This is a genomic window from Caulobacter sp. Root1472, from assembly GCF_001426985.1.
Classification (GTDB): domain Bacteria; phylum Pseudomonadota; class Alphaproteobacteria; order Caulobacterales; family Caulobacteraceae; genus Caulobacter; species Caulobacter rhizosphaerae.
This window is the reverse complement of sequence record NZ_LMFX01000024.1, coordinates 26,021-46,798: the sequence shown is the minus strand read 5'-3', so window position 1 is coordinate 46,798 and position 20,778 is coordinate 26,021. Positions and strand designations below refer to the sequence as shown.

Annotated in this window: 17 protein-coding genes; 5 read left to right on the top strand and 12 right to left on the bottom strand. The window is 68.3% G+C overall.

From position 1 onward, the window contains the following. Positions 1-144: 144 nt before the first annotated feature. On the bottom strand, positions 145-483 hold the full coding sequence (locus ASD47_RS17045; protein ID WP_056759152.1) for a MarR family winged helix-turn-helix transcriptional regulator: 339 nt from the start codon (positions 481-483) through the stop codon (positions 145-147). On the opposite strand from ASD47_RS17045, the gene ASD47_RS17040 reads away from it, so the two are divergent. Beyond that, positions 472-951: a plasmid pRiA4b ORF-3 family protein gene (locus ASD47_RS17040; RefSeq protein ID WP_056759150.1), complete on the top strand. Its 480-nt coding sequence runs from the start codon at positions 472-474 to the stop codon at positions 949-951. The two genes, ASD47_RS17045 and ASD47_RS17040, sit on opposite strands and share 12 nt — an antisense overlap. 223 nt (positions 952-1,174) lie before the next feature. Here the strand turns inward: ASD47_RS17040 and ASD47_RS17035 are convergent, their stop codons facing one another. The 3 genes from ASD47_RS17035 to ASD47_RS17025 form a co-directional block, all read right to left on the bottom strand. Then, positions 1,175-3,370, bottom strand: coding sequence for a glycoside hydrolase family 3 protein (locus tag ASD47_RS17035; protein ID WP_056759148.1), 2,196 nt, complete (start codon positions 3,368-3,370; stop codon positions 1,175-1,177). 167 nt (positions 3,371-3,537) lie between these two features. After that, entirely contained in the window at positions 3,538-4,851 is a 1,314-nt protein-coding gene (locus ASD47_RS17030; RefSeq protein WP_056759146.1) for a cytochrome b/b6 domain-containing protein, read from the bottom strand. A 31-nt stretch (positions 4,852-4,882) separates the two neighbouring features. Beyond that, entirely contained in the window at positions 4,883-5,509 is a 627-nt protein-coding gene (locus tag ASD47_RS17025) for a YceI family protein (RefSeq protein WP_056759144.1), read from the bottom strand. Positions 5,510-5,853: 344 nt separating this feature from the next. Here ASD47_RS17025 and ASD47_RS17020 point away from each other — a divergent pair, with 344 nt between their 5' ends. After that, positions 5,854-6,501, top strand: a complete 648-nt coding sequence (locus ASD47_RS17020) for a DsbA family protein (protein WP_056759141.1) — start codon at positions 5,854-5,856, stop codon at positions 6,499-6,501. Positions 6,502-6,526: 25 nt separating this feature from the next. Here the strand turns inward: ASD47_RS17020 and ASD47_RS17015 are convergent, their stop codons facing one another. Further along, positions 6,527-7,759: an FCD domain-containing protein gene (locus ASD47_RS17015; protein WP_056759140.1), complete on the bottom strand. Its 1,233-nt coding sequence runs from the start codon at positions 7,757-7,759 to the stop codon at positions 6,527-6,529. Positions 7,760-7,966: 207 nt separating this feature from the next. Between ASD47_RS17015 and ASD47_RS17010 the strand changes: the two genes are divergently transcribed. Beyond that, positions 7,967-9,724 carry a tannase/feruloyl esterase family alpha/beta hydrolase gene (locus tag ASD47_RS17010; protein ID WP_082564663.1) on the top strand — a complete coding sequence of 586 codons (1,758 nt, stop codon included), beginning with the start codon at positions 7,967-7,969 and terminating at the stop codon, positions 9,722-9,724. 17 nt (positions 9,725-9,741) lie between these two features. On the opposite strand, the gene ASD47_RS17005 is transcribed toward ASD47_RS17010, so the two are convergent. The 6 genes from ASD47_RS17005 to ASD47_RS16980 all read right to left on the bottom strand — a co-directional run bounded on the left by ASD47_RS17005 (position 9,742) and on the right by ASD47_RS16980 (position 15,983). Next, on the bottom strand, positions 9,742-10,872 hold the full coding sequence (locus tag ASD47_RS17005) for a M1 family aminopeptidase (protein ID WP_056759138.1): 1,131 nt from the start codon (positions 10,870-10,872) through the stop codon (positions 9,742-9,744). A 5-nt stretch (positions 10,873-10,877) separates the two neighbouring features. Beyond that, positions 10,878-11,735: a DUF6624 domain-containing protein gene (locus ASD47_RS17000; RefSeq protein WP_056759137.1), complete on the bottom strand. Its 858-nt coding sequence runs from the start codon at positions 11,733-11,735 to the stop codon at positions 10,878-10,880. Between the two features lie 200 nt (positions 11,736-11,935). Beyond that, positions 11,936-12,877 (bottom strand): pepsin/retropepsin-like aspartic protease family protein, encoded by a 942-nt coding sequence (locus ASD47_RS26205; RefSeq protein WP_082564662.1) that lies wholly within the window; start codon positions 12,875-12,877, stop codon positions 11,936-11,938. Positions 12,878-13,104: 227 nt separating this feature from the next. Beyond that, positions 13,105-14,043 carry a pepsin/retropepsin-like aspartic protease family protein gene (locus tag ASD47_RS26200; protein WP_162251666.1) on the bottom strand — a complete coding sequence of 313 codons (939 nt, stop codon included), beginning with the start codon at positions 14,041-14,043 and terminating at the stop codon, positions 13,105-13,107. A gap of 140 nt (positions 14,044-14,183) precedes the next feature. Next, positions 14,184-14,945: a hypothetical protein gene (locus tag ASD47_RS16985; protein ID WP_056759134.1), complete on the bottom strand. Its 762-nt coding sequence runs from the start codon at positions 14,943-14,945 to the stop codon at positions 14,184-14,186. Between the two features lie 144 nt (positions 14,946-15,089). After that, positions 15,090-15,983 (bottom strand): alpha/beta fold hydrolase, encoded by an 894-nt coding sequence (locus ASD47_RS16980; RefSeq protein ID WP_056759132.1) that lies wholly within the window; start codon positions 15,981-15,983, stop codon positions 15,090-15,092. Positions 15,984-16,362: 379 nt separating this feature from the next. Here ASD47_RS16980 and ASD47_RS16975 point away from each other — a divergent pair, with 379 nt between their 5' ends. After that, on the top strand, positions 16,363-18,810 hold the full coding sequence (locus ASD47_RS16975; protein WP_056759130.1) for an alpha-L-rhamnosidase C-terminal domain-containing protein: 2,448 nt from the start codon (positions 16,363-16,365) through the stop codon (positions 18,808-18,810). Positions 18,811-18,922: 112 nt separating this feature from the next. Further along, on the top strand, positions 18,923-20,221 hold the full coding sequence (locus ASD47_RS16970) for an FCD domain-containing protein (protein WP_235525937.1): 1,299 nt from the start codon (positions 18,923-18,925) through the stop codon (positions 20,219-20,221). A gap of 105 nt (positions 20,222-20,326) precedes the next feature. Here the strand turns inward: ASD47_RS16970 and ASD47_RS16965 are convergent, their stop codons facing one another. Continuing rightward, positions 20,327-20,677: a DUF2200 domain-containing protein gene (locus tag ASD47_RS16965; protein ID WP_056759124.1), complete on the bottom strand. Its 351-nt coding sequence runs from the start codon at positions 20,675-20,677 to the stop codon at positions 20,327-20,329. Positions 20,678-20,778: the final 101 nt, after the last annotated feature.

Here is a 20,778-nt window from a genome sequence, read left to right as displayed (position 1 = left end):
GCACGAAATTGACGCTCAAAATAGATCACATTGGCGCACAAGGAGACGGCAAGCGTGAGCGATGAGCGCCATAAGCGCGCGGCGACACCCCCCGCTCCCGGCGATGCGGCGCGGGACGGTCGACTCAAAGACCGGGCCCCGCGCCTAGAGCGCCGCGATCCGCTTCAAGGCCTCCAGGACGGCCGGAACGTCCGCGTCCCCCAGACAGGCCAGCAGACGGCGATCGTGGCCGGCGTGGGCTTCATTGGCCAGGGCCAGCAACCGCTGGCCTTGCGCGGTCAGCGACAGGGCGCGCAACCGCCGGTCGGCGGCCACGGACGAGCGCCGCACCAGCCCCTGGCGGCGCAGCCCGTCGATGATGGTCTTCAGGTTCGGCGGCTGGATCTGCAACGCCGCGCTGATGGCCTGCTGGGTGAGGCCTGGCGTCTTGCCGATGACCACCAGCACCGAGAACTCCGTCACCCGCAGCCCATGGGGCCGCAAGGTCGTGATCAGGTCTGGCAGGACTATCACCTGTGGGAGTTCGAGATCGGGCCGCACCGCTACGGCGATCCTAATCCGGAGTATCCGACCGATCCGCCGACCCAACGCGCCGCCGGCGTCAAGCTGGCCGCCCTGATCGCGCGCGGTGACCTAGCCTTCAGCTATGTCTATGACTTCGGTGACAACTGGCGCCACGTGGTCCAGGTCGAAGGCGTCGAGCCGGCCCAGCCTCACGCCCCGTATCCTCACTTCATCGAAGGATCCCGGCGCTGCCCGCCCGAAGATGTCGGCGGAACACCAGGGTTCGAGGGCTTTCTGGAAGCGGTCACCACGCCGCGTCACCCGGAGCGCCGCACCATGCTCGATTGGTACGGCGGCCCCTACGACCCAAAGGACATCAACCGTCAGATGATCGAGTACCGGTTCGCTCAGATCGCCAAGCGGCGCATGAAGCCGAGCCCTCGCTAGCCTGATCATCAGGCCGTGGCCTCTGAACACCGCTTACGTCCTTGCGTACTTGGGCGTGGGTGCGCCGGACACGATTCGAACGGTTAGATTGCCAGAGCGTGTTCGTGTGTTCAGAAACCTGCGCGGATCCTTCAACCCGTCCGCGGATCAGCCCCGTTTTGGATCGCCCATCCGCCTGGACGCCAGCGCATCGCGCCGGCGTCCACTTTTCGTTCGCCCGCGATCAGGGCCTGATCCGGCCGGGCGAGAGCTGGGCCGAACCGGTCAGTTGCGCGTCGCCGGCGAAACGGCCGACCTTAACGCTCCAAGGACCGGCCGCCAGGGTCCAGCCGGGCTTGGCCGTGTCGAAACGCGACAGCAGGCGTCGGTCGGCGGCGAGCGTGACGCGCTGGGTCTGGCCCGGCTTGAGGGCCAGTTTCTTGAAGCCGATCAGCCGATGCGTCAGCCCCTGGCCGGCGGCGTAGACCTGCGGGGTTTCCAGGCCGACGCGCTGGCCGGCATTGGTCACGTCGAAGCTGACCGTCAGGGTCTGGCCGCCCGAGACCTTGAGGTTGGCGTAGCGGTACTGGCTATAGGACAGGCCATAGCCGAACGGGAACCGCGGCGCGGCCTGGGTTCGCTCGTACCACCGGTAGCCGACGTCCGCGCCTTCCGGATAGGGCGCGTCGAACGGCGGCGGCTTGTCGGTGACCACGACCTCCTCGCGCCGCGCGACGTCTGCGCCGGGGATTTTCTGCCGCGGCAGTTCGGCCTCGGTGCGGGGGAAGGTGACCGGCAGGCGGCCTGAGGCGTCAACCTTGCCAAACAGCACCTTGGCGATGGCTTCGCCGCCGCGCGCGCCAGGATACCAGGCCTCCATCAGGCCCGCGACCTTGTCGACCCAGGGGGTGAACACCGGCCCGCCGGTCTCCATGACCACGATCGTGCGCGGATTGGCCGCCGCCACGGCCTCGACCATGGCGTCCTGGCCGTCGGCCAGGGCCAAGGGCGCATCGAGCGCCTCGGTGGTCCATTGGGTGACGAAGACGATGGCGACGTCGGCGTCCTTGGCGGCCTGGGCCGCCTGGGCGGCGTTGGTCCCCGCATCGAAGGTCACCGCCGCGCCAGGCGCCTGTCGCCGGATGGCGTCCAGCGGCGAGGAGGCGTGATAGACCACGCCCGCGCCCCAAGCCGGCGCGCCCTTGGGCGGGGCCATGCGGATCGCGTCCTTGGGAATGACCTGCGAGGAGCCGCCGCCCGACAGCACGCCGATGTCGGCATGGCCGCCGATCACGGCGATGCGCCTGGCGCCGGCCGCCAAGGGCAGGGCGCCGTCGTTCTTCAGCAGGACGACGCCCTGTTCGGCCGCCTGTTCGGCCACCGGCGCGTCGGCGGCGATGTCCAGGCCGCCGGCCTTGACCGGATTGTCGTAGAGGCCGCTGGAGAACACCCCCCAGGCGATGCGCTGGGCCATGTCCGTCAGCCGCGCCTCGGGGATCTCGCCCGACTCGATGGCGGCCTTCAGCGGGGCGCCGAAATAGGGTTTTTCGTCGAGTTCCTCACCCGACTGCTGGTCCAGGCCGGCCATCACCGCGGCCTTGGTCGAATGGACCGCGCCCCAGTCGGACATCACCCAGCCCTTCCAACCCCAGTCGCCCTTGAGGGCGTTGAAGATCTCCGGGTTCTCGCAGGCATAGGGCCCGTTGACGCGGTTATAGGCGCACATCACCGAGCCCGGCTGGCTCTGCTCGATGACGAACTGGAAGGCCAACAGGTCGGACTCGCGCAGCGCCCCAGGGTCGATCACCGCATTGAGCACGTGGCGACCGGTTTCCTGGGCGTTGAGCGCGAAATGCTTGGTGGTCGAGACGATCTTGTTGCTCTGGATACCGCGGATCGAGGCGGCGGCGATCTGGCTGCTGAGCAGCACGTCCTCGCCCAGATATTCGAAATTGCGGCCGTTGCGCGGGTCGCGCACCAGGTTCACCCCGCCGGCCAACAGTACGTTGAAGCCCTTTTGCCGCGTCTGCTTGCCGATCATCCGTCCGCCGTCATAGGCCAGTTGCGGATTCCAGGTCGCCGCCAGCGACAGACCCGAGGGCAGGGGCGTGGCCTCGTCATCGTCGCGCTGGGCGGCGGCCACGCCTAGACTGGCGTCGCTTTCCAGCAGATCGGGCAGGCCCAGGCGCGCGATCCCGGGCACCAGGCCCGCCGACTTCTGAACGCCCGGCGGCCGCTCTTTCATGATCATCGGGAAGACGCCGTGCACGATCCGCAGCTTCTCCTCGCGGGTCATCGCCTTGACCAGCAAGGCCGCCCGCTGATCGGCCGGCAGGCGCTTGTCGCGCCAGGGCTGGCTGGACGCGGCCAGGGCCGGCGCGGCCATCACCGCCAGCGTCGCGCCCAGCATCAGGCCGGCGCGCAAGGAACGAGGCATCATCGAGACTCTCCAGTTGGGCCGCCACGCGCCATCAGGCCAGGCGGGCTTTCCGAGGGGCGCGGGCCTTGGCGGCGGCGCGCGCGGTGGGGGTGAGATCGGCCTTGGCGCCGGCCCGTCGCGCGCGGCCTTCGGCGATGGGAGCGGGGTGATCCTCATCGCCGGGTCGATCATGGAAGGGGGCGACCCGGCCGCGGCGCGGACGGCGCGGTCGAACCGCGCTTGGCCGTCAGCGAGAAGCTGACCTTCACCTTGGCGGCGATGGCGTCCGTCGAGGCCCATTCGCCCTGTCCCACCCCGAACAGGGTCCGGTCCAGGGTGGTGGCGCCGCGGGCGCTGGCCGTGTCGCCGTCGATTTTCAACGAGAACGGCAGGCTGAGCGGCTTTTTGACGCCACGCAGGTCCAGGGTTCCGTCGGCGACGAACCTGCCTTCGCCGGTCTGACGGAACTTGCTGGCGGTGAAGACGGCCTTGGGGTGCTCGGCGGCGGCGAAGAAGTCGCCGCTGGGCAGGCTCTGGTCGCGCTGGTCGTCGCCGGTGGCGGCCGAGCCCATGTCGACGGTCACCGTCAGCTTCGAGCGGTCCAGGGCCTGCGGCGAAAACAGGATGTCGGCGGTCCAGGTCTTGAATTGGCCTTCGATGGCGCTGCCCGACCAGGTGGCGGTGAAGGCCAGACTGGAGCCCTTCTGGACGGTCCAGGCGACGGGGTCCTCAAGGTCGGAGACCGGCGCGGGGGCCTGGCCGGCCGGCTCGGCCGGCGCGGCCGCGATGTCGATCGGGGCGGCGGCGGGCTGGGGGACCCTGGCGACCTCGGCCGGGGCGGCGGCCTTGAGGGCGGGCCTGTAGAGATAGCCGGCCGCGATCACGGCGACGAGCGCCACGGCGGCCAGCCAGGCGCGCGGCTCCTTCCAACCGGGGCGGGCGCCGGGGGCCATGCGGCCGAACACCGCGTCGCGGTCGAGCAGCTGGTGCTTGGCCACCGCGCCCAGGTGCAGGGCCAGCAGGACATAGGCCAGCCAGACCAGCGCCTGGTGGCCGCCCTCGCCGATCTCGCGCCAGGTCTCCTTGGCGCCGGCGGCCAGCTGCGGCAGCAGCGGCAGGTGCGGCCAGGGGACTGTCCCGTAGAGCAAGGTCGGGATCGGCACCCGGCTGGCCGAGACCATGACCCAGCCGGTCAGCGGCAGGCCGATCATGATCACGTAGAAGCCGATGTGCACCAGCTTGGCCGCGATCCGCTCCCAGCCGGGCTGGTCGTCCGGGGCCAGCGGGACGGGATTGACCAGCCGCCAGCCCAGCCGCAACAGGCTGAGGAACAGGATGGTGATGCCGATCGACTTGTGCAGCTGGAACAGGGCGTAGGTCGTGGGGCCCTTGGGACCGTCGCCCATCCGCCAGCCCAGGATGATCTGGAAGAGGATGGCCGCGGCGATCAGCCAGTGAATGACGATCGCCACCGTCGTGTAGCGCGTACGGCTCTTGGCCATGGACACCTCCCCCAGACTTCCCGCGCCCGACCTATTTCTTGTCGAATTCGATTTCGATGTTCAGCGTGACGTCGTCGCCGACCAGCGGCGCGTACTTGCTGATCCCGAAGGCCGAGCGCTTGAACGTCGTCGTCGCCGAGAAGCCGGTCTTGACGCCGGGGCCAAAGCCCGCGCCGACGCCGTTGAACGTGACGTCCAGCACCACCGGCTTGGTCACGCCATGCAGGGTCAGGTCGCCGGTGATCTTACCGGTCTGGCCTTGGCCCGGCTCGACCTTGGTGGAGACGAAGGTCGCGGTGGGGAACTTGGCCGCGTCGAACCAGGCCTCGCCGGCCAGTTCCTTGGCGAACTTGAGGCCGGCTTCGTCGCCGCCCGTGGCGGTCTCGATCGAGGCCGGATCGACGCTGACCTTCAAGGCCGCGTTCTGCGGCGCCTTGGGATCATAGTCGAAGCTCGCGTCGACCTTGGTGAACCGGATCTGGTAGAGCGAAAAGCCCAAATGGCTGATCTTGCCGACGATCGTGGTGTGGGTCGGATCGACCCCATAGTGGCCGGCGGGCAGATCGGCCGGCTTGGTCGAGGTCACGCCCGGCGCGGCCATCGCGGCGGGCGCGAGCAGCGTGGCGGCGAGCAGGGAGCAGGCGAGGCGGCGGATCATCAAAGAGACTCCAACGAAAGCGGCGCCGGGCACGATCGTCGTGGGCGCGAGCCTCAGTCGAGCTTTCGCGGCGACCCGAAACAAGGGCCCGGAATTGGACATTGGCGTTTGACGCCCAGGCGGCCGCGGCCGCCGTGGACGCGCGAGGTCCCCGCGATCGCTCGCCAGATTGGACGCCCGCCTTTCGAAAAACGCCGCGCCCAAGGCGATGACATGGCTCTGGGCGGGCGAGCGTGGGCGGCGTTGGCGGTCTGATTGTATGCCAGGGGCATACGCCTGGTCGCTTTTTATCGACCTACAGCCGCGCGGTTCGCGCCGCTATCTGACCGTCGAGAGGATTTCCCATGGGCCAAGCGGTCACCTATCTCTTCGATCCCCTTTGCGGCTGGTGCTACGGCGCCGCGCCGGCGCTTGATCGCCTGCGGCGCGCGGGCGTCGCGCTTCGAACGGCCCCCACGGGCCTGTTTTCGGGCGAGGGCGCGCGCCGCATGGATGCGGCGTTCGCCAGCTTCGCCTGGACCAGCGACCAGCGGATCGCGCGGATGACCGGCCAGGTCTTCTCGGAACGCTACCGCGACACGGTCTTGGCCGATCGCGGCTGCTTGTTCAACAGCGGTCCGGCGACCTTGGCCCTGAGCGCGGTGGCCTCCGTGGAGCCCGATCGCGAGTTCGAGGCGCTCAAGGCCCTGCAGGCGGCCCGCTACGTCGAAGGCCTCGACATCACCGCCACGCCGGTGCTGCGGGCGGTGCTGGAAACGCAAGGCCTGGGCTGGGCCGCGGAGGCCGCCGCCAAAGCCGGTCCCGCCCTGCTCGAGCGCCATCGGCTGCGGATCGCGCAGGCCCGCGGGACGATGAGCCGTTTGGGGGCCAGCGGGGTTCCGACCGTGGTGGTGGGGCAGGGCGCCCAGGCCAGGCTCCTGCCGACCGGCGTGCTGTTCGGGCCGCCGGAGCAACTGACCCAGCATATGGCCGCCGCCGGCGCCGGCGGGTGAGCCTCCAGCCCCCGCCCCGGGCCGATCAGGCGGCGGCGGCGCGCTGAGCCGGAGACCGCTCGTCCAGCACGCGCCGGGTCAGGCATTGGCCCTGCTCGGCGCCGGCCGCGTCGCCGGCCCGGATCGCCGCGACCATCACCCCGGTGGCCTGGACCATGTTGTCGAGGAAGCGCGGGTCGAGCGGCTGAGCGTCGATGGCGCTCGATCGCACCGTATAGGCCGCCAGGCATCGGGTGATCAGATGTAGCGCGCGGTTGCCGGCGTGATCGTGCAGGGTCTTTTGCAACGCGTACCAGGTGGTCATGACGCTGTCCCCCTGGGCGCTGGCCATGCGTCGATGGATGTCCTCGACCAGGGCGATCAGCTCGGGGGACCGGCTTTCGGCGACTTTGCGCGCGGCGCGGATGTTGAGCTGATGGCAGACGACCACACATTGCTCCTCGGCCGCGCCGGCGGCGGCCAGGTAGCCGTGCATCAGGGCGATGACCGCCTCGCTCTGGGGGAGCCTCAGGTTGACGCCGCCGCTTCGGCCCTTGACGCAGACCACCACCCCGGCGTCCTCGAGAATCCGGATCGCGTCGATCGCCACCGCCAGGCTGACACCGTGCTTTTCGGTCAGGTCCCACAACGACCCCAGCCGGTCGCCGTTTCGGCAGCGCTCGTGGGTGATGCCCTGGCCGATGATCCAGGCCATGTGGCTGGCGCGGTTGGCGCGGATCGTCTCCGGAAGCTGCAACTGCATGCGCAGGGCCTCGGAGGGACCGGCGACCGTGGCCAGGAACCGTTCGAAACCGGCCAGGGCCAGGGCTCGTCCCGGATCGATCGCGCCGCCGGCTTGCGACGGGGCCAGCACCTCGCGCGCCTCGCGCACCTCCTCGGGGGTCACCCCGCTCCAGCGCAGGTTGTCGGACAGGGCGGCGGCCGCGGCGTCCAGGTCCGGGCGCAGAACCACCAGGCCGCCGTTGCGGCCGCGTTGCGGCCGCCCCGCGCCCCGCGCCTGCAGGATCCGGAAGGCTTGCCGCATCAGCCGCACGCCGACCCCGAAATGCTCGGCCATGGTCTTTTCGGATTCGCAGACCGCGCCCGCGGGCCAGCCTTCGCGCTGGATCGAATCCTCGAGCGCCATGGCCGTGGCCGGGCCCAGCCGCCAGGGGGCGATCGAGCCCTTGGCGATGGCGGCATATTCGGGGCCGCGGGTTTCCAGGTCTTGCGGTTCGAGGACGAGGCGAGCGCCGCCGCCCGGATCGATCGTGCGCATGATGGCTTCCTCCCGGCCCTCTGAGGGGCGGTTTGGACGATTAGCTCTCCGGCCAGGATTTGAAGTCAAGTTATTTGGTATAACTATTTTGTCGCAGCGCTTCGCGCCAAGTCGGACAAATCCGGCGCCTGTTTTTGTCCAGGCCGCGTCCCTAGCGTGCCGCGAGCGCCTCGGAACAGCGCAGCGCCAAGTGTGGGGAGGCGGCCGATGGCCATCGTATTGAAGAGGCTGCTCTGCGCCACGGCGGCGTGCGCCGCGACGTTGCTCGGCGGCGCGGCCGCCCTGGCCCAGGGCCAGGATCAGGCCGCCGCGGCGGCGTCATCGCCCGCCTCGGCCAGCGCCTGCGCGGCGCTGGCGCAGGGGGGCCTGTGGCCCGATCCGACCACCAGAATCGACTCGGCGATCCTGCGGCCGGCCCAAGGGTCTCGCGCGCCCGCCCATTGCGAGGTGATCGGCCATCTGCAGGCTCGGACCGGCGTCGATGGACAGGGCTACGCGGTGGGCTTCCATCTTCGCCTGCCGCTCGACTGGAACGGGCGGTTCCTGTTCCAGGGCGGCGGCGGCAGCAACGGCGTCCTGGGCGACGCCATGGGCGCGGTCCCGTTCTTCGGCGGCCAGGTCGCCCTGGCCCAGGGCTACGCAGTGGTCAGCCAGGACTCGGGCCATGACAACCAGCGCAACGCCCTGGCCGAGCACGGCGGCGAGCTGTCCTTCGGCTTCGACCCGATCGCGCGCCTCAACTATGGCCACGCCTCGCTGAAGCTGACCACCGACGCGGCCAAGGCCGGCGTGCGCGCCTTCTATGGTCGCGCTCCGGTGCGGTCGTACTTCGCCGGCTGCTCGAAGGGCGGCCAGGAGGGCATGGCGCTGGCCCAGCGCTATCCCGACGCCTTCGACGGCGTCCTGGCCGGGGCGCCCGGCTTTTCACTGCCGCGCGCGGCGCTGGCCGAGGCCTGGAGCACCCAGACCTTCGGACGGCTGGTCGCCAACCCCGCGCCGAGCGTGCGCGACCTGGTCGGGACCTTTTCCGACACGGACCTGGGCCTGGTGCAAAAGGCGGTTCTGGCGGCCTGCGACCGCGCCGACGGCTTGGCCGACGGCGTCGTCGGCGCCTTTGAAGCCTGTTCGACCGCCAAGGTTCGCCCGCGGCTCAAGCGCGTCACCTGTTCCGGCGCCAAGGCCGACGGATGCCTGACCTCGGCCCAGGTGGGGGCCATGCTGCGGGTGTTCGCCGGCCCCAAGACCAAGGCCGGCGCGGCGCTCTACAGCGACTGGCCCTGGGATGGCGGGCTCGCCGCGCCGGGCTGGCGGCTTTGGACCCTGGGCCTGACCCAGCCGCCGCTGCCGGCCTTCAACGTCTCCCTGGGCATGGGCTCGCTGGCGGCGGTGTTTTCCACCCCGCCGCGCGGCCTGCCGGACGACAAGGCCAAGATGGCCTTCGCGATGGCCTACGACTTTGATCGCGACGCGGCCAAGATCTACGCCGTGGCCCCGCCGTTCACCCGTTCGGCCTGGGAGGACAACGCCGCGCGCTCATCCGATCTGGCCGCGTTCAAGGCCCGTGGCGGCCGCCTGATCGTGCCGCATGGCGCCTCGGACGCCGTCTTCTCGATCAACGACACCCTGGCCTGGTATCGGGAGGTCGATGCGCGCTTCGACGGCCGGGCGGCCGAGTTCGTTCGGGTCTTTCCCGTCCCGGGCATGAACCACTGCATGGGCGGGCCGGCGACCGACCAGTTCGACGCCTTCACCGCCTTGGTGGCCTGGGTGGAGCAGGGCCAGGCCCCGGATCGGATTCTCGCCACGGCCGGGCGCGACGCGCCGTGGCCGGGCCGCACCCGCCCGCTGTGCGCCTATCCCGCCATCGCCGTCTATTCGGGGCGCGGCGATCCCGAGCGCGCCGAAAGCTTCTCTTGCCGGCGCGGCGGGCCTGGCAAGGGGCCGCCCAACAAACGCTCTTCCTAGTCGAAGGCCCGTCCCGATCACGACGATCGGTCAGACGGGGCGGCGCGGTGACCTTCCCAGGCCAAGGGCTTGTCGAACCCCGCGGCTCGGGCCTTCTCCAATCGCCCGCGCGCCACCGCCAGTTCCGCCTCATAGGCCGCGGGTCCGTAGCGATGCTCCTTCCAGGCGGCCGTCATGAACGTCGTGACGCCTTCGTTGAGCCAGAAGTCCTTCAACGTCGCGCTGGTGACGAGATTGCCCCACCACTGGTGGGCGAGTTCGTGCGCGATGGCCCAATTCTGGCTGGGTTCGTCCGCTCGCGTCGGCAGCGCCTCGACCCCAAGCACGGAATAGGACGCCGCCTCCTGAGCCTCGCGCCCCTCGACCAGGAGCTGGCTATACGCCGCGACCGGAAGCGGCGCGCCGGCCTTGTCGGCGAAGAAGCGGACGATCCCACCGGTCTCGGCGAACCGCTGCCTCAGTTCCCCCTCGTCGGCGACGTCGCTCAGATAGACGAGTCTAGCCGCCCGGACACGCGCGTCGACGCGCTCTTCGACGCGGGCGAACCGTCCTACCGCGAAGCCGAACAGATAGGCCGAATAGGGGCGGGGCGCCGTCCATCGGTGAATTTCACGGCCGTCGGAGGTTCGGATCCTGGCGACCCTCCGGCCGACCGACAGCGTGTCTATTCCGACTGGGACCTTGAGCGCGAGCGAGAACGCGGCCTTGTCGCCGAACGTCTCCTGGGCGCAGATCATCCAGTCGCAGGCAAAATAGCTCGTGTAGAGCGACGTCGCCGAACCGGACAGGCCGCGCGCGGGGCGGCCGTGATAGGTCAGCTCCAGCCTAACGGCGCGCCCCCGCGCCAGCGGCTCGGCGAGCCTGATCGAGAGCGTCTCTTCCCCGGTTTCGACGACCACGGGGACGCCGTCGAGCGTCGCGCTGTCGATGCTGAGCGCACTACCGGAGAAGATGAGGCTCCGTAGCCGGTCTTTGGTCGCCCGCAACGTGATGACCTCACGGCCCGACAGGGTCCTGTTCTGGATGTCGGGCGTCAGCGCCAGGGCGTAGTGCGTGACGTCGAAGCCCTCGCCGGGTCTCTCGGCGCCGAGCGTGGATCCGGCCTGTAGTAACCAGGCGACCAGAACCAGGATGCTTGATGGGCGCACGTAGCCTATCCCGGCGTCTTAGGCGTCCCAGCGGGGACACAACGTTTGACGTACTCCTGGTGCGGCGGCAGGCCCACGGCCGCTCGGCGGGCTTCCAGCCCGCCGACGTCCTCGATCGCGACGACCGGCGTCCAGCCCGTCGGCAGGCAACGACCTTGCGTGCCGTATCTCTGCGGTCGGTTGTTCGCGGCCGCGACGCGATCGAACAGATAGGCGAAATTCAGGGGCTTGGTCTCTCCAGCGGCGACCAGGGGTTCCAGGAGCGTCAACACCTGACTCTGGAAATCAGGATCACGATCGGCGTGCTGGACCAACAGAAATGCCGCGCCGTCAGCGTCCGCGCCATGGGCGCTGATCTTGAACCAGCCCCGGGAGGCGATGCGATCCCGAATCCAACGAAGGTTGTCGATTTCGACGCCGCACCCTTCGCTGGAGAGACGTTGAAATGCGTAGGCAAGCGAAACATCGTTCAAGCCTGTCGCCCAACTTGCCTTCCGCATCGCTGCGGTGAAGATACTCCGGTTGAGTTGATCACGAGCGGTCCGGCGGTACAGCTCGGCGATTTCCGGATCCGTCGCTGTCTTGGCCAAGGCGCCGAACCGGCTCGCTGATCTATAGGGGTCATCGACCGGCTGCCCATCGAGAACGTTGGCATGTTGGGCCTTGCCCAGCGCGATGGCCCGGGTCGCCGCCGCAAGGTCGACATCAGGCGTTGAACTGTTGGAGAGCTGGGCTTTCGCGGCCTGCTCCCTCTGGTCCGGAGTGCCGCAGTTGACGGACAAGAAGGGCGCTCCGGAAGAGGGCGTTTGCGCGAATGCCGCGCCGGCCGACAGCGAAATGACGGCAGCCAACAGAAACTTCACCTACGCCCCCATCGATAACCTCTAGTTGCCAACCTTACCCCTTTGCGCGGTGCAATAACAACGAGGCGGCGAGCTCGTCCGGCTTAGCCGGCCGCGGCCTCTCCAGCTCTTGGGTAGAATACAGCGGCCCCTTCGCAGGTCCGCACCGGGTGGAAAGCGCTAATAGACGTTTCGGGCAGGCTTCAGTTTTATTCGCCCTATCAGGGCACCGGCACAGGACGAGCGAGCCACATCCTATTTACACCGGCATCAATGATGACCAGATACCGCTGCAGCAGCCCATAACCTATGGACCCGTCTCCTTGCGAGATAGGCCAGGGCTTGATCGAAGCGGTGACATTGTCAGCTTGTATAGGGCCGAGCTTAACCTGCGGCAGTCGCTCGATCTGAACTTGAGTTGATTTGGTGTGGTCCGTGACGTCGCGGTTTCGCACCGACACGCCGCTGTTCACGCCCTCGCCAACACGCGCCCAAGCTTCGGGCGTAAGGACCAGCATATCGTTGGAGCCGAGATCCACCTCCAGGCTGACCGGCCGGTCATTGACCAGAACCTGAATGTGCGGCCTCTCGCCGCTTAGGTCGAAGGCTGGAATTGTGGGCGGCAGCCGTGCGCCGCCGCGTGGTCCAATTCGTAGCATTCGCCGCGCCGGATCGATGGCAAGCACGTTGATCCCGAAGAAATCGGCGCCAAAAACAAAATCGATCTTCCTACCAACGATCTTAGAAAGGGCGGCCATATCCATTGTCGCCATTGCGGGCACTTCCGTCTCGAACGCACCGGGTACCGATAACGGGACCTTCGAGACGCGCCTCTTGGGCGCCGAACCATTTAGCGTAACGATGGTGCCATCGGGTGCGCCAACTTCGAGACCGGCAGCCCGCGCAAAGGCCTCATCCAATAAGCTTTGTTGCGCTCCATTATCGAGGATCGCCGACGCTTCTCGCCCCGCTACTGTGAGTTTGAAGACGATAACACCCTTCACGACTTCAAAAGGAACGGGACGCTCGGCCTCCCGCCCGGCGTAGCGCAGGCTAATTTTCGCCCTCGGCAGGGGAATGGCCGAAAGCGAAGGAGGAGAAGGCGCTGAGGTCGTTAGTTGGGCCAGCGCTGCGGCAGCGAAGATCACAGTTGGAACTGGCATCTAGCGTTACCCCGTGGCTCATCCATAAAGCCTAGCCGACGTAGAACTGGTCGGGAAGAAGACCTTCCAAAGGTCCTAACAGGGTCGGGAGCGGAAGGTCACCTCGTTCCGGAAACCGGACGCTCGCGGCACGCCGCCTCGCGCAGCTGAAGGTCGGCTTTGCGGCGGTCGGCTAATTTCCCCTCCCGCCCCAAGTCGGACCTTGGCGTTTAACCCAATCTAGGCCTTCAATCTCGCGGCATGGCAGCCCGTGGTGCGAGCCACATCTTGCCGGCTTTGGCATCGAGCACGATGAAAAGCTGATCCAGGAGATCCATGCCGATCGTCCCTTCGGTGTCGTCACTAGGCCAGGGGAATATCTTGGTTCTAACGTTCGAGTAGCGATTGGCACCAAGGCTGACGACGGGGAGGACACCGAAATCCGCAGCCTGCTTTAGCCCATCCACGCCAACGGTTTCCCCCCGCTGGACGCTAGCATTGGGTGGTCCGACCCGCTGCCAGGCATTCGGCTTGAGCGTGAGGGCGCCGGCGGCACCCAGATCAACTTGCACCACGACGGGCTTGCCATCGACGTCGATCTCAATCCGATAGCCGTCTTTGAGGGGCAGAGATGGAAAGCCCGCCGGAGGTCGCAATACGCCCGATGGGTAGAGGTCGAGGCTTCGTTTTGCCGGGTCCAGCTTGACCGAGAGCTGGGATAGATAGTCTGCTCCCAGAACGAATTCGATCTTGCGGCCCATCGCCGCCGATAGCGCGGCCATGTCAAAACCGGCCACAGCGGGGCTCTGAATCTCAAGTTGATCAGGAATCCTGATCTGGACGTCAGACACCCGCCGTTTCGGGATCGAAGACCCAGTGGACGTTCGCACCGTCCCCTGCGGCGCACCGATTTGCAGACCGGCGTCAGCTGCCAATGTTGTGTCGATCAGGCTGCGCTCCGCCCCAGTATCCAGCAGAGCCCAAACGCTGCGTCCAGCCACTACGGCCTTGAAAGTCACATGGCCATGAACGAGCTCATAGGCCGTTGGCTTGTGGGCAGCCGGGGGCTCGAAACGCGCCTTAACTTGAACGTCGGAGCTCGTCGCGGGCGGAGAAGGCGACGGATTCGGTGATGAGACGCTTTGCCCCGCCAACAATCCAATGAGGATTAGAGCCAAAACCGACACGCCAATCTCCACGATCGCCACTGCTCAGTGAGGCTAATCCGCCCGCATTTAACGTCAAGGTTGAGAGCGTCTAGGCCGACTTTCCACCCTTGTGAGACCTTTAAGGCGTCAGGTCACCGGCTTCTAACGCTCCACGAGCCTCACTTTGAGGGGTTTATCTCGGCGGGAGCTGTGAACAATCCAAAGGCCGACGCGGGAATACGGCTGGAGTGCAGGCCGTTTGTGATCCAGGCAGCTTGCAGACCAGCATCTGCCGCGAAGTTCGCCATGAACTGGGCATCCGCTTCGCTTGGCGCCAACACGCCGTCGAGCGATGGCTGACCCGGGTGAAAGCTGTGATTGTGCAACATGATCTCCATGCGCCAGCCAGCCCTGATGTCGACCATTGCGGGCGCTGTGAGCGGCGACATGCGGCCGATCCCGTCCTCATTGATTGTGAGGTAGTAGATCCGCAGCCGGTCGCGCTCGGGCGAGCGCAATACTAGAGCGGCGAACTCGGTCGGACGTTCGAAGAGGTTTACGCGTCCGTGCTGCACCGATAGCAGCAGCTTCTCCAGGCAACCGGCTGGACGAATCCATTCGCTAGCCCGGTCGGCCACCAAGGCGTTGCCCTGCTTCAGTCGTGGATTGTCCCAGGCCGGCGAGGTCCGAAGCAGCCGGACGGGATCGGTCGACGGGACGCGTTTTGCCACGTCGGCGACGAAGGTTCGAAAGACTGGATCTGCCGGGTCCGCCGTCGTCCAGTAAATCCGCGCGTCGGGAACATCCCAGACTTGAAGGAGCCGGGAGCCCTTGGCGCTGCTCACGCCCTCGTTGGCGATGACGCGAGGCGGCGTCGGAAAAGCGCAAATTTCGGCCGCCGACGCCTGCATGGCGCCCGGAGCAAGCGCTAGCAGCGCCATTGCGATCGATACGGCCCAACGGCCAACGCACCCAGTCTTCATAAAGCTAAGTACAGGCGGCTGCTGTATCGCCGTCAACGTCGCGCTTCCACCCCTGACTGCCGCTCGGAAGGGCCGCTCTCTGGCGATAGAGCGGCCCGCGCGTCAAGTCCGGACGAAATCCGTCAGGGCCTTGAGGAAGGCCTGCGGTCGCTCGACGGACGGGATGTGGCCGCTGCCCGCGATCAGGCTGAAGCGGGCGCCCGGGATCACCTGGGCATAGGCGCGCCCGCGCTCGGCGGGGAACAGCTCGTCGGCGTCGCCCCAGATCACCAGGGTGGGGGTTTTGATCTGGGCCAGGCGCGCATCGTCCAGCGACTGGCGAATGATCGAGCCGCCGACCACGCGCGAGGTCACCAGGCTGTTGTCGGGGCGCGGGCGTCCTTCGAACACCGCGCCCGCCTGGGCGCCGATCGCCGGGTCGTTGATGCTGCGCGGCGGGTTGGGGCCGGCGGGGGGCGGCCCCTTGATCTGCAGGGCGCCGTCGACGATCACCAGCTTCGAAATCGCCGGCACAGTCCCGCCCAGGCGCGAAGGCCCGCCTTGGGCCAGCGCATAGTGGCCCACCACCCAACCGCCGAAGGATTCTCCGACCATGACCGGACGGTCCAGGCCGAGCGCGGTGATCAGGCCGCCAAGATAGCTGACGAAGGTTTCGGCGTCGTAGGGCAGATCGGGCTGCGACGAAGGGCCAAAGCCGATCTGGAACGGGGCGACGACGCGGAAGTCGCGCGACAGAGGACCGATCACCCGCCCCCATTCCAGGCTCGCCGACCCGCTCATGCCGTGCACCAGAACGATGGCCGGGCCCGAGCCCTGATCGTAGTAGGCGATCGATTGGCCGCCGATCTGAAGGGTCTTCATCTCGGGCAGGCGCCAAGGCAGCGCATCGGCCTGGGCGCAGCCGAGGCTCGGCGCCAAGGCCGTGGCCGCCCCGGCGACGATCAGTCCGCGGCGCGACAACGAATGGCGTCCGGCGGCCTGGCTGATGGTCTTCATGGATCCTCCTCCAAAACGGGCGAAGCGCGAGCCTCGACGCCATGCCGCGCCCGTCTCGGTTCGTCTCTTGGTCAAGGCGTGCCTTGGGCCACCCCCCGAGTCAATCATTTTGCTTCATATTAGCGCAAACAATGATCGATCTTGCGCGCCGAACCCGAGGCGCGCCGCCGTCAAACTTCCTGGGCCAGACGACCTTTCGTCGCCGAAATTGCGTCCGCGCGGCGGATAACCCAAGCATTTCCGGCATATCGCCGTTCTTCCCCGCCCGCTTGACCGTTCAAACGAGCGGTTGCTAATTTGTCATTTTCGAGCAAATTTGATCGCAACAACATCGGCTGATCGACCGGATCCAGCCGGGGACTTTCTTCCGGGAGGACAGATGCACGACCCCTCGTCGACACCCCAGGCCGCCGACCGCCCCAAGGCGGTTCATGCGTCTGCGGCGCGCCCGAAGTCCCTCCTGGCCGTTGCGGTCCTGCTGGTGCTGGGCGTGTCCGCGCCCCTGGTCGCTCGGGCGGAGAGTCCGTGGATCACCCACCCTGCCGCGCCGAAGGCCGACGTGGAAGCCGCGCCCATCGCCCTGCAATTTCGCCGCGAGGTGACCCTGAAGGCGGCGCCCAAGACGGCGCTGGTGCGGGTCAGCGCCGACAATCGCTTCGTGCTGTTCGTCAACGGCCGTCGCGTCGGCGCCGGCCCGGCCCGGGGCGACCTCAAGCATTGGCGCTACGAGCGGTTCGACCTGGCCCCCTATCTCAAGCCCGGCGTCAACGTCCTGGCCGCGCGCGTTTGGAACGACGCCTCGATGGCGCCGCTGGCTCAGGTGAGCGCCCGAACCGGCTTTTCGATGACGCCGGAGACCTCGGCCCTGACCTGGGCGTCGACGGGACCGGCCTGGCGGGTGCGGCGCGACGAGAGCCGAACGGTGGCGCCGGGCATGGCGCAGGTCCAGGCCGCGGTGGGCCGCACCTTCTACGCCGCCGGACCGCCCGAGACCCTGGACGGGGCCAAGGCCGACTGGAGCTGGACCGCGACGCGGAGCACGGCGACGGACTGGGTCGCCGCCAGCCCCGCGCTCGCGCCCGGCGAGGCCTCGCCCTGGACGCTGGTCTCCGACGCCCTGCCCCACATGGCCTACACGCCCGCTCCGATCGGACGCCTGGCGCGCGCCGAGGGCGCGGGCCAGACCACTTTTCCCGACGCGCCGTTGACCGTGCCGGCCAACAGCGAGGCGGTCCTGCTGCTGGACGCGGGCAAGGTGGAAGCCGCCTACCCGGCGCTGACCGTCACCGGCGGCCAGGGCGCGCGGATCACCCTCACCTATGCCGAAGCGCTCTACGCCGCCGACAAGACGCGACTGAGCGACCGGGCCCAGGTCGAGGGCGGCCAGGCCCTGGGCCTGTCGGACACCATCTTGCCCGATGGCGGCGCCCAGCGCCTCTATCAGCCCTACTGGTGGCGCGTCTGGCGCTTTCTGGAAGTGCGGGTGAAGACCGGCGCGCAGCCCCTGACGCTGAACAAGGCCGAGCGCTTCAGGACCGGCTATCCGTTCCAGGCCAAGGCCCGCTTCGCCAGCAGCGACCCGGCGCTGGATCAGATCTGGCGCATTGGCTGGGACACCGCGCGGGTCGATGCGCACGAGACCTATCAGGACTCCTCCTACTGGGAGCAACTTCAGTACATCGGCGACACCCGCCTGCAGGCCCTGATCACCTATGCGGTGACCGGCGACACGCGCCTGCCCGTGCAGGCGATCGACGCGATCGAGCACTCGACCCTGAACGGCCTGCCCCGTTCGGCCTATCCCTCGCGCAGCGACCAGTCGATCCCGCCCTTCACCCTGCTGTGGATCGGCATGCTGCATGACTACTGGATGCACGCGCCCGACACCGCGCCGCTGAAGCGCAATCTGGCCGGCATGCGCGGGGTGCTGAACTGGTATGGCGGCTATGTCGGCGCCTCGGGCCTGATCAAGCACACGCCCGGCTGGCAGTTTGTCGACTGGCGTCCAGGCCTGAGCGAAATGCCGCAGGCCGGCGAACCGCCGCGTCCGGACTCCTGCGTGATCAGCCTGTCCTATGTCGGCGCCCTCAAGCAGGCGGCGCAGTTGGAGACGGCGCTGGGCGACCCGGCCAGGGCCAGCGCCGACCTGGCCAAGGCCAAGGCCGCCGCGGCCGCTGTTCGCGCCCAATGCTGGGACGCGGGACGGGGATTGTTCGCCAACACGCCCGAGAAGAAGGCCTTCAGCCAGCACGCCAACGCCCTGGCGGTGCTCTACGACGTCGCCGACGCCGCCCAACAGGCGGCGATCCTCGAGCGCGTCACGGTCCGCGGAAAAGGGCTGGAGCCGCCGCCCGGGATCACCGGCGTCTCCTACTACTTCGCCTTCTACCTGGCCCGCGCGTTCGAGCACGCTGGCCTGGGCGATCGCTATCTGGAGCTCCTCGACACCTGGCGCGGGATGTTGGGCAAGAACTTCACCACCTGGCCCGAGAGCGACGATCCCTCGCGTTCGGACACCCATGCCTGGAGCGCGCACCCGACGGCCGACCTCCTCACCCTGGTCGCCGGCGTCCAGCCCGCCGCCCCAGGCTTCACCAGTGTCCGCGTGACGCCGCATCTGGGCGCCTTGACCAAGCTGGACGCGGCGATCGCCCATCCCCGCGGCCTGATCGAAACGCGTTACGTCCGCGACGGCGATCACCTGACCGCGACCGTGACCCTGCCGGCCGGCGTCGAGGGCGTGTTCGAGTGGAGGGGTCGCCGCATGGCCCTCAAACCCGGCGCCAATCGCCTTGACCTGACGCAGGCGATCGCGCCGGCCCCATAGGCCGGCGCTCCGGCCTGGACTGGAACCTGGCCGAGCGATCCCGACACGGCCGCCCTGGAGGGCTGAGCCGGTTCTTCGAATGGCCCAGGCGATCTCGGGAGGTAGGATGACATTGACCAGTCCAGTCGGCGGCGCGCGCCGATCGCGGCTCGAGCCGCCGCGCCGCTTGCTGCCAGGGCCGCACCGCGAATACGAGGCGATCGCCCGCGGCGAAGCCATCGCGCGGGGCGAAGAGACCCCGCGGCGGCTGGGTCCGCTGACCGCCATGCAGGTTGAGGATTCCCTGCAAAGGCAGGGCTGGCCCGAAGGCGCGGTCTATGGCCCGGAAGACGTGATCGCCGCCGACTTCGGGGTTGGCGTGCGCCTGATGCGCCAGGCCTTCCGCATTCTGGAATCGCGCGGCGCCTGTCGCCAGCAGCGCGGCCGCAGCGGCGGCTTGATGGTGTTGCGTCCCTCGCCGTCCGCCACGGCCGCGGCGCTGGCCAATCACCTGCGCTGGACCGGCGCGACCCTCGAACACATCCGGGAGGCGCGAACCTTCTTCGAGGCGCTGAGCGCCGAAGCCACGACGCGGCGGCGCGGGCGCGGCGAGGAAGACGATCCGGTCCTGAGCCTGATCCTGACATGCCTGGACGAATTTGCGGGCCGCCTTTCAGCGCCGGCCGGCGCACCGGCGCCGCCCGCCCCCGCCTCGCCGCCGCTGGCGCAGGATCCCACCAACCTGGCCGCCATCGTCGCTGCGCGCATCGCCGCCTCGATCACCCATGAGGCTTGCCTGGCGCGGACCCGGCTGGGCTCGTTCTGGGAGCTGGCCGAGATTCATGAGGTCAGTCTGGCGGTGATCATCGCGGCCGTGCGCATCCTCGAGGACGCTGGCGTGGTGATCTGCCAGAAAGGCCGCGCGGGCGGGGCGCGCCTGAGGATCCCCGACGGCGACGCCCTGGTCAGCCTCGTGCACGGCTATCTCGCCGCCTCGCAGGCCAATGAAGCCCAGTGTCTTTGGGTCTGCCACAAGCTCAATATGCGCGCCACCGAGCGCGTGGCCGCCACGCGCACCGATCGCCTGTTGGACGCGCTCGAAGCGATCCATCGGCGGATGAGCGCCGCCCACGATTTTGGGGTCATGGAGGCCTGGTACGCCCTGCAAAGGCTCCTGCACGAGGCCGCCGCCAATCCGGCCCTGCACGTGATCACGCGATGCCTGGCGGGCTATTCGGTGCGCGCCTTCGCCGACCCCGTCACCCCGCCCTCCCCGGATCTGCTGGCCAGGATCGTGGACGCCGCGGGCGCCCTGGTCGAGGGCGTGCGTCGAGGCGACGCGACCTTGGCCCTGGACGCCCAACTGCGCACGCGACTGGCGCTCGACGAGCGTCGCCGCCGCCAACGCGCGCCCGCGATGTTGGCTTCCTAGTCCGCCGCGCCCTGGCCGACCTTCTGGCGCCTGCGTCCATGATCGGTGCGGCCCGCCCGCGGCCAAGGACGCGGTCGGCCCGGCGCGTCTCCACCTCGGGGGGTGTTATCGACGTAGGATCTTCTCCATCGCCCTGCCCTTGGCGAGTTCGTCGATGAGCTTGTCCAGGTAGCGGATTTCCCGCATCAGCGGTTCGGCGACCTCTTCGACGCGCACCCCGCAGACCAGGCCCGTGATCTTGGTCCGGGCCGGATTCAGCAAGGGCGCCACGCCAAAGAACGTCTCGAAGTCCGTTTGCTTGGCCAGATGGGCGTCGAACTCTTCCTGGCTGAAGCCGGTCAGCCAAAGGATGATGTCATCGACCTCGGCTTTGGAGCGCCCTTTCCGGTGCGCCTTGGCCAGGTAGTGCCCGTAAACGATGGCGAAGCTGGTCGAGTAGATTCGATGCTTGGTCATTTCGATCCAATCGGCCCGCGCGCCAGCAGGAGACCGTCAGCTGGCCTTCCTGAGGCGCTGGTCAAGGTCCTGGCGACGATAGCGCCAGGCCCGCCCGCGTC

Coding starts and splice junctions, on each gene's coding strand:
- ASD47_RS17040 (WP_056759150.1), top strand. CDS start 472: ATGGGGCCGCAAGGTCGTGATCAGGTCTGGCAGGACTATCACCTGTGG.
- ASD47_RS17035 (WP_056759148.1), bottom strand. CDS start 3,370: ATGATGCCTCGTTCCTTGCGCGCCGGCCTGATGCTGGGCGCGACGCTG.
- ASD47_RS17030 (WP_056759146.1), bottom strand. CDS start 4,851: ATGGCCAAGAGCCGTACGCGCTACACGACGGTGGCGATCGTCATTCAC.
- ASD47_RS17025 (WP_056759144.1), bottom strand. CDS start 5,509: ATGATCCGCCGCCTCGCCTGCTCCCTGCTCGCCGCCACGCTGCTCGCG.
- ASD47_RS17020 (WP_056759141.1), top strand. CDS start 5,854: ATGGGCCAAGCGGTCACCTATCTCTTCGATCCCCTTTGCGGCTGGTGC.
- ASD47_RS17015 (WP_056759140.1), bottom strand. CDS start 7,759: ATGCGCACGATCGATCCGGGCGGCGGCGCTCGCCTCGTCCTCGAACCG.
- ASD47_RS17010 (WP_082564663.1), top strand. CDS start 7,967: ATGGCCATCGTATTGAAGAGGCTGCTCTGCGCCACGGCGGCGTGCGCC.
- ASD47_RS26205 (WP_082564662.1), bottom strand. CDS start 12,877: ATGCCAGTTCCAACTGTGATCTTCGCTGCCGCAGCGCTGGCCCAACTA.
- ASD47_RS16985 (WP_056759134.1), bottom strand. CDS start 14,945: ATGGCGCTGCTAGCGCTTGCTCCGGGCGCCATGCAGGCGTCGGCGGCC.
- ASD47_RS16980 (WP_056759132.1), bottom strand. CDS start 15,983: ATGAAGACCATCAGCCAGGCCGCCGGACGCCATTCGTTGTCGCGCCGC.
- ASD47_RS16975 (WP_056759130.1), top strand. CDS start 16,363: ATGCACGACCCCTCGTCGACACCCCAGGCCGCCGACCGCCCCAAGGCG.
- ASD47_RS16965 (WP_056759124.1), bottom strand. CDS start 20,677: ATGACCAAGCATCGAATCTACTCGACCAGCTTCGCCATCGTTTACGGG.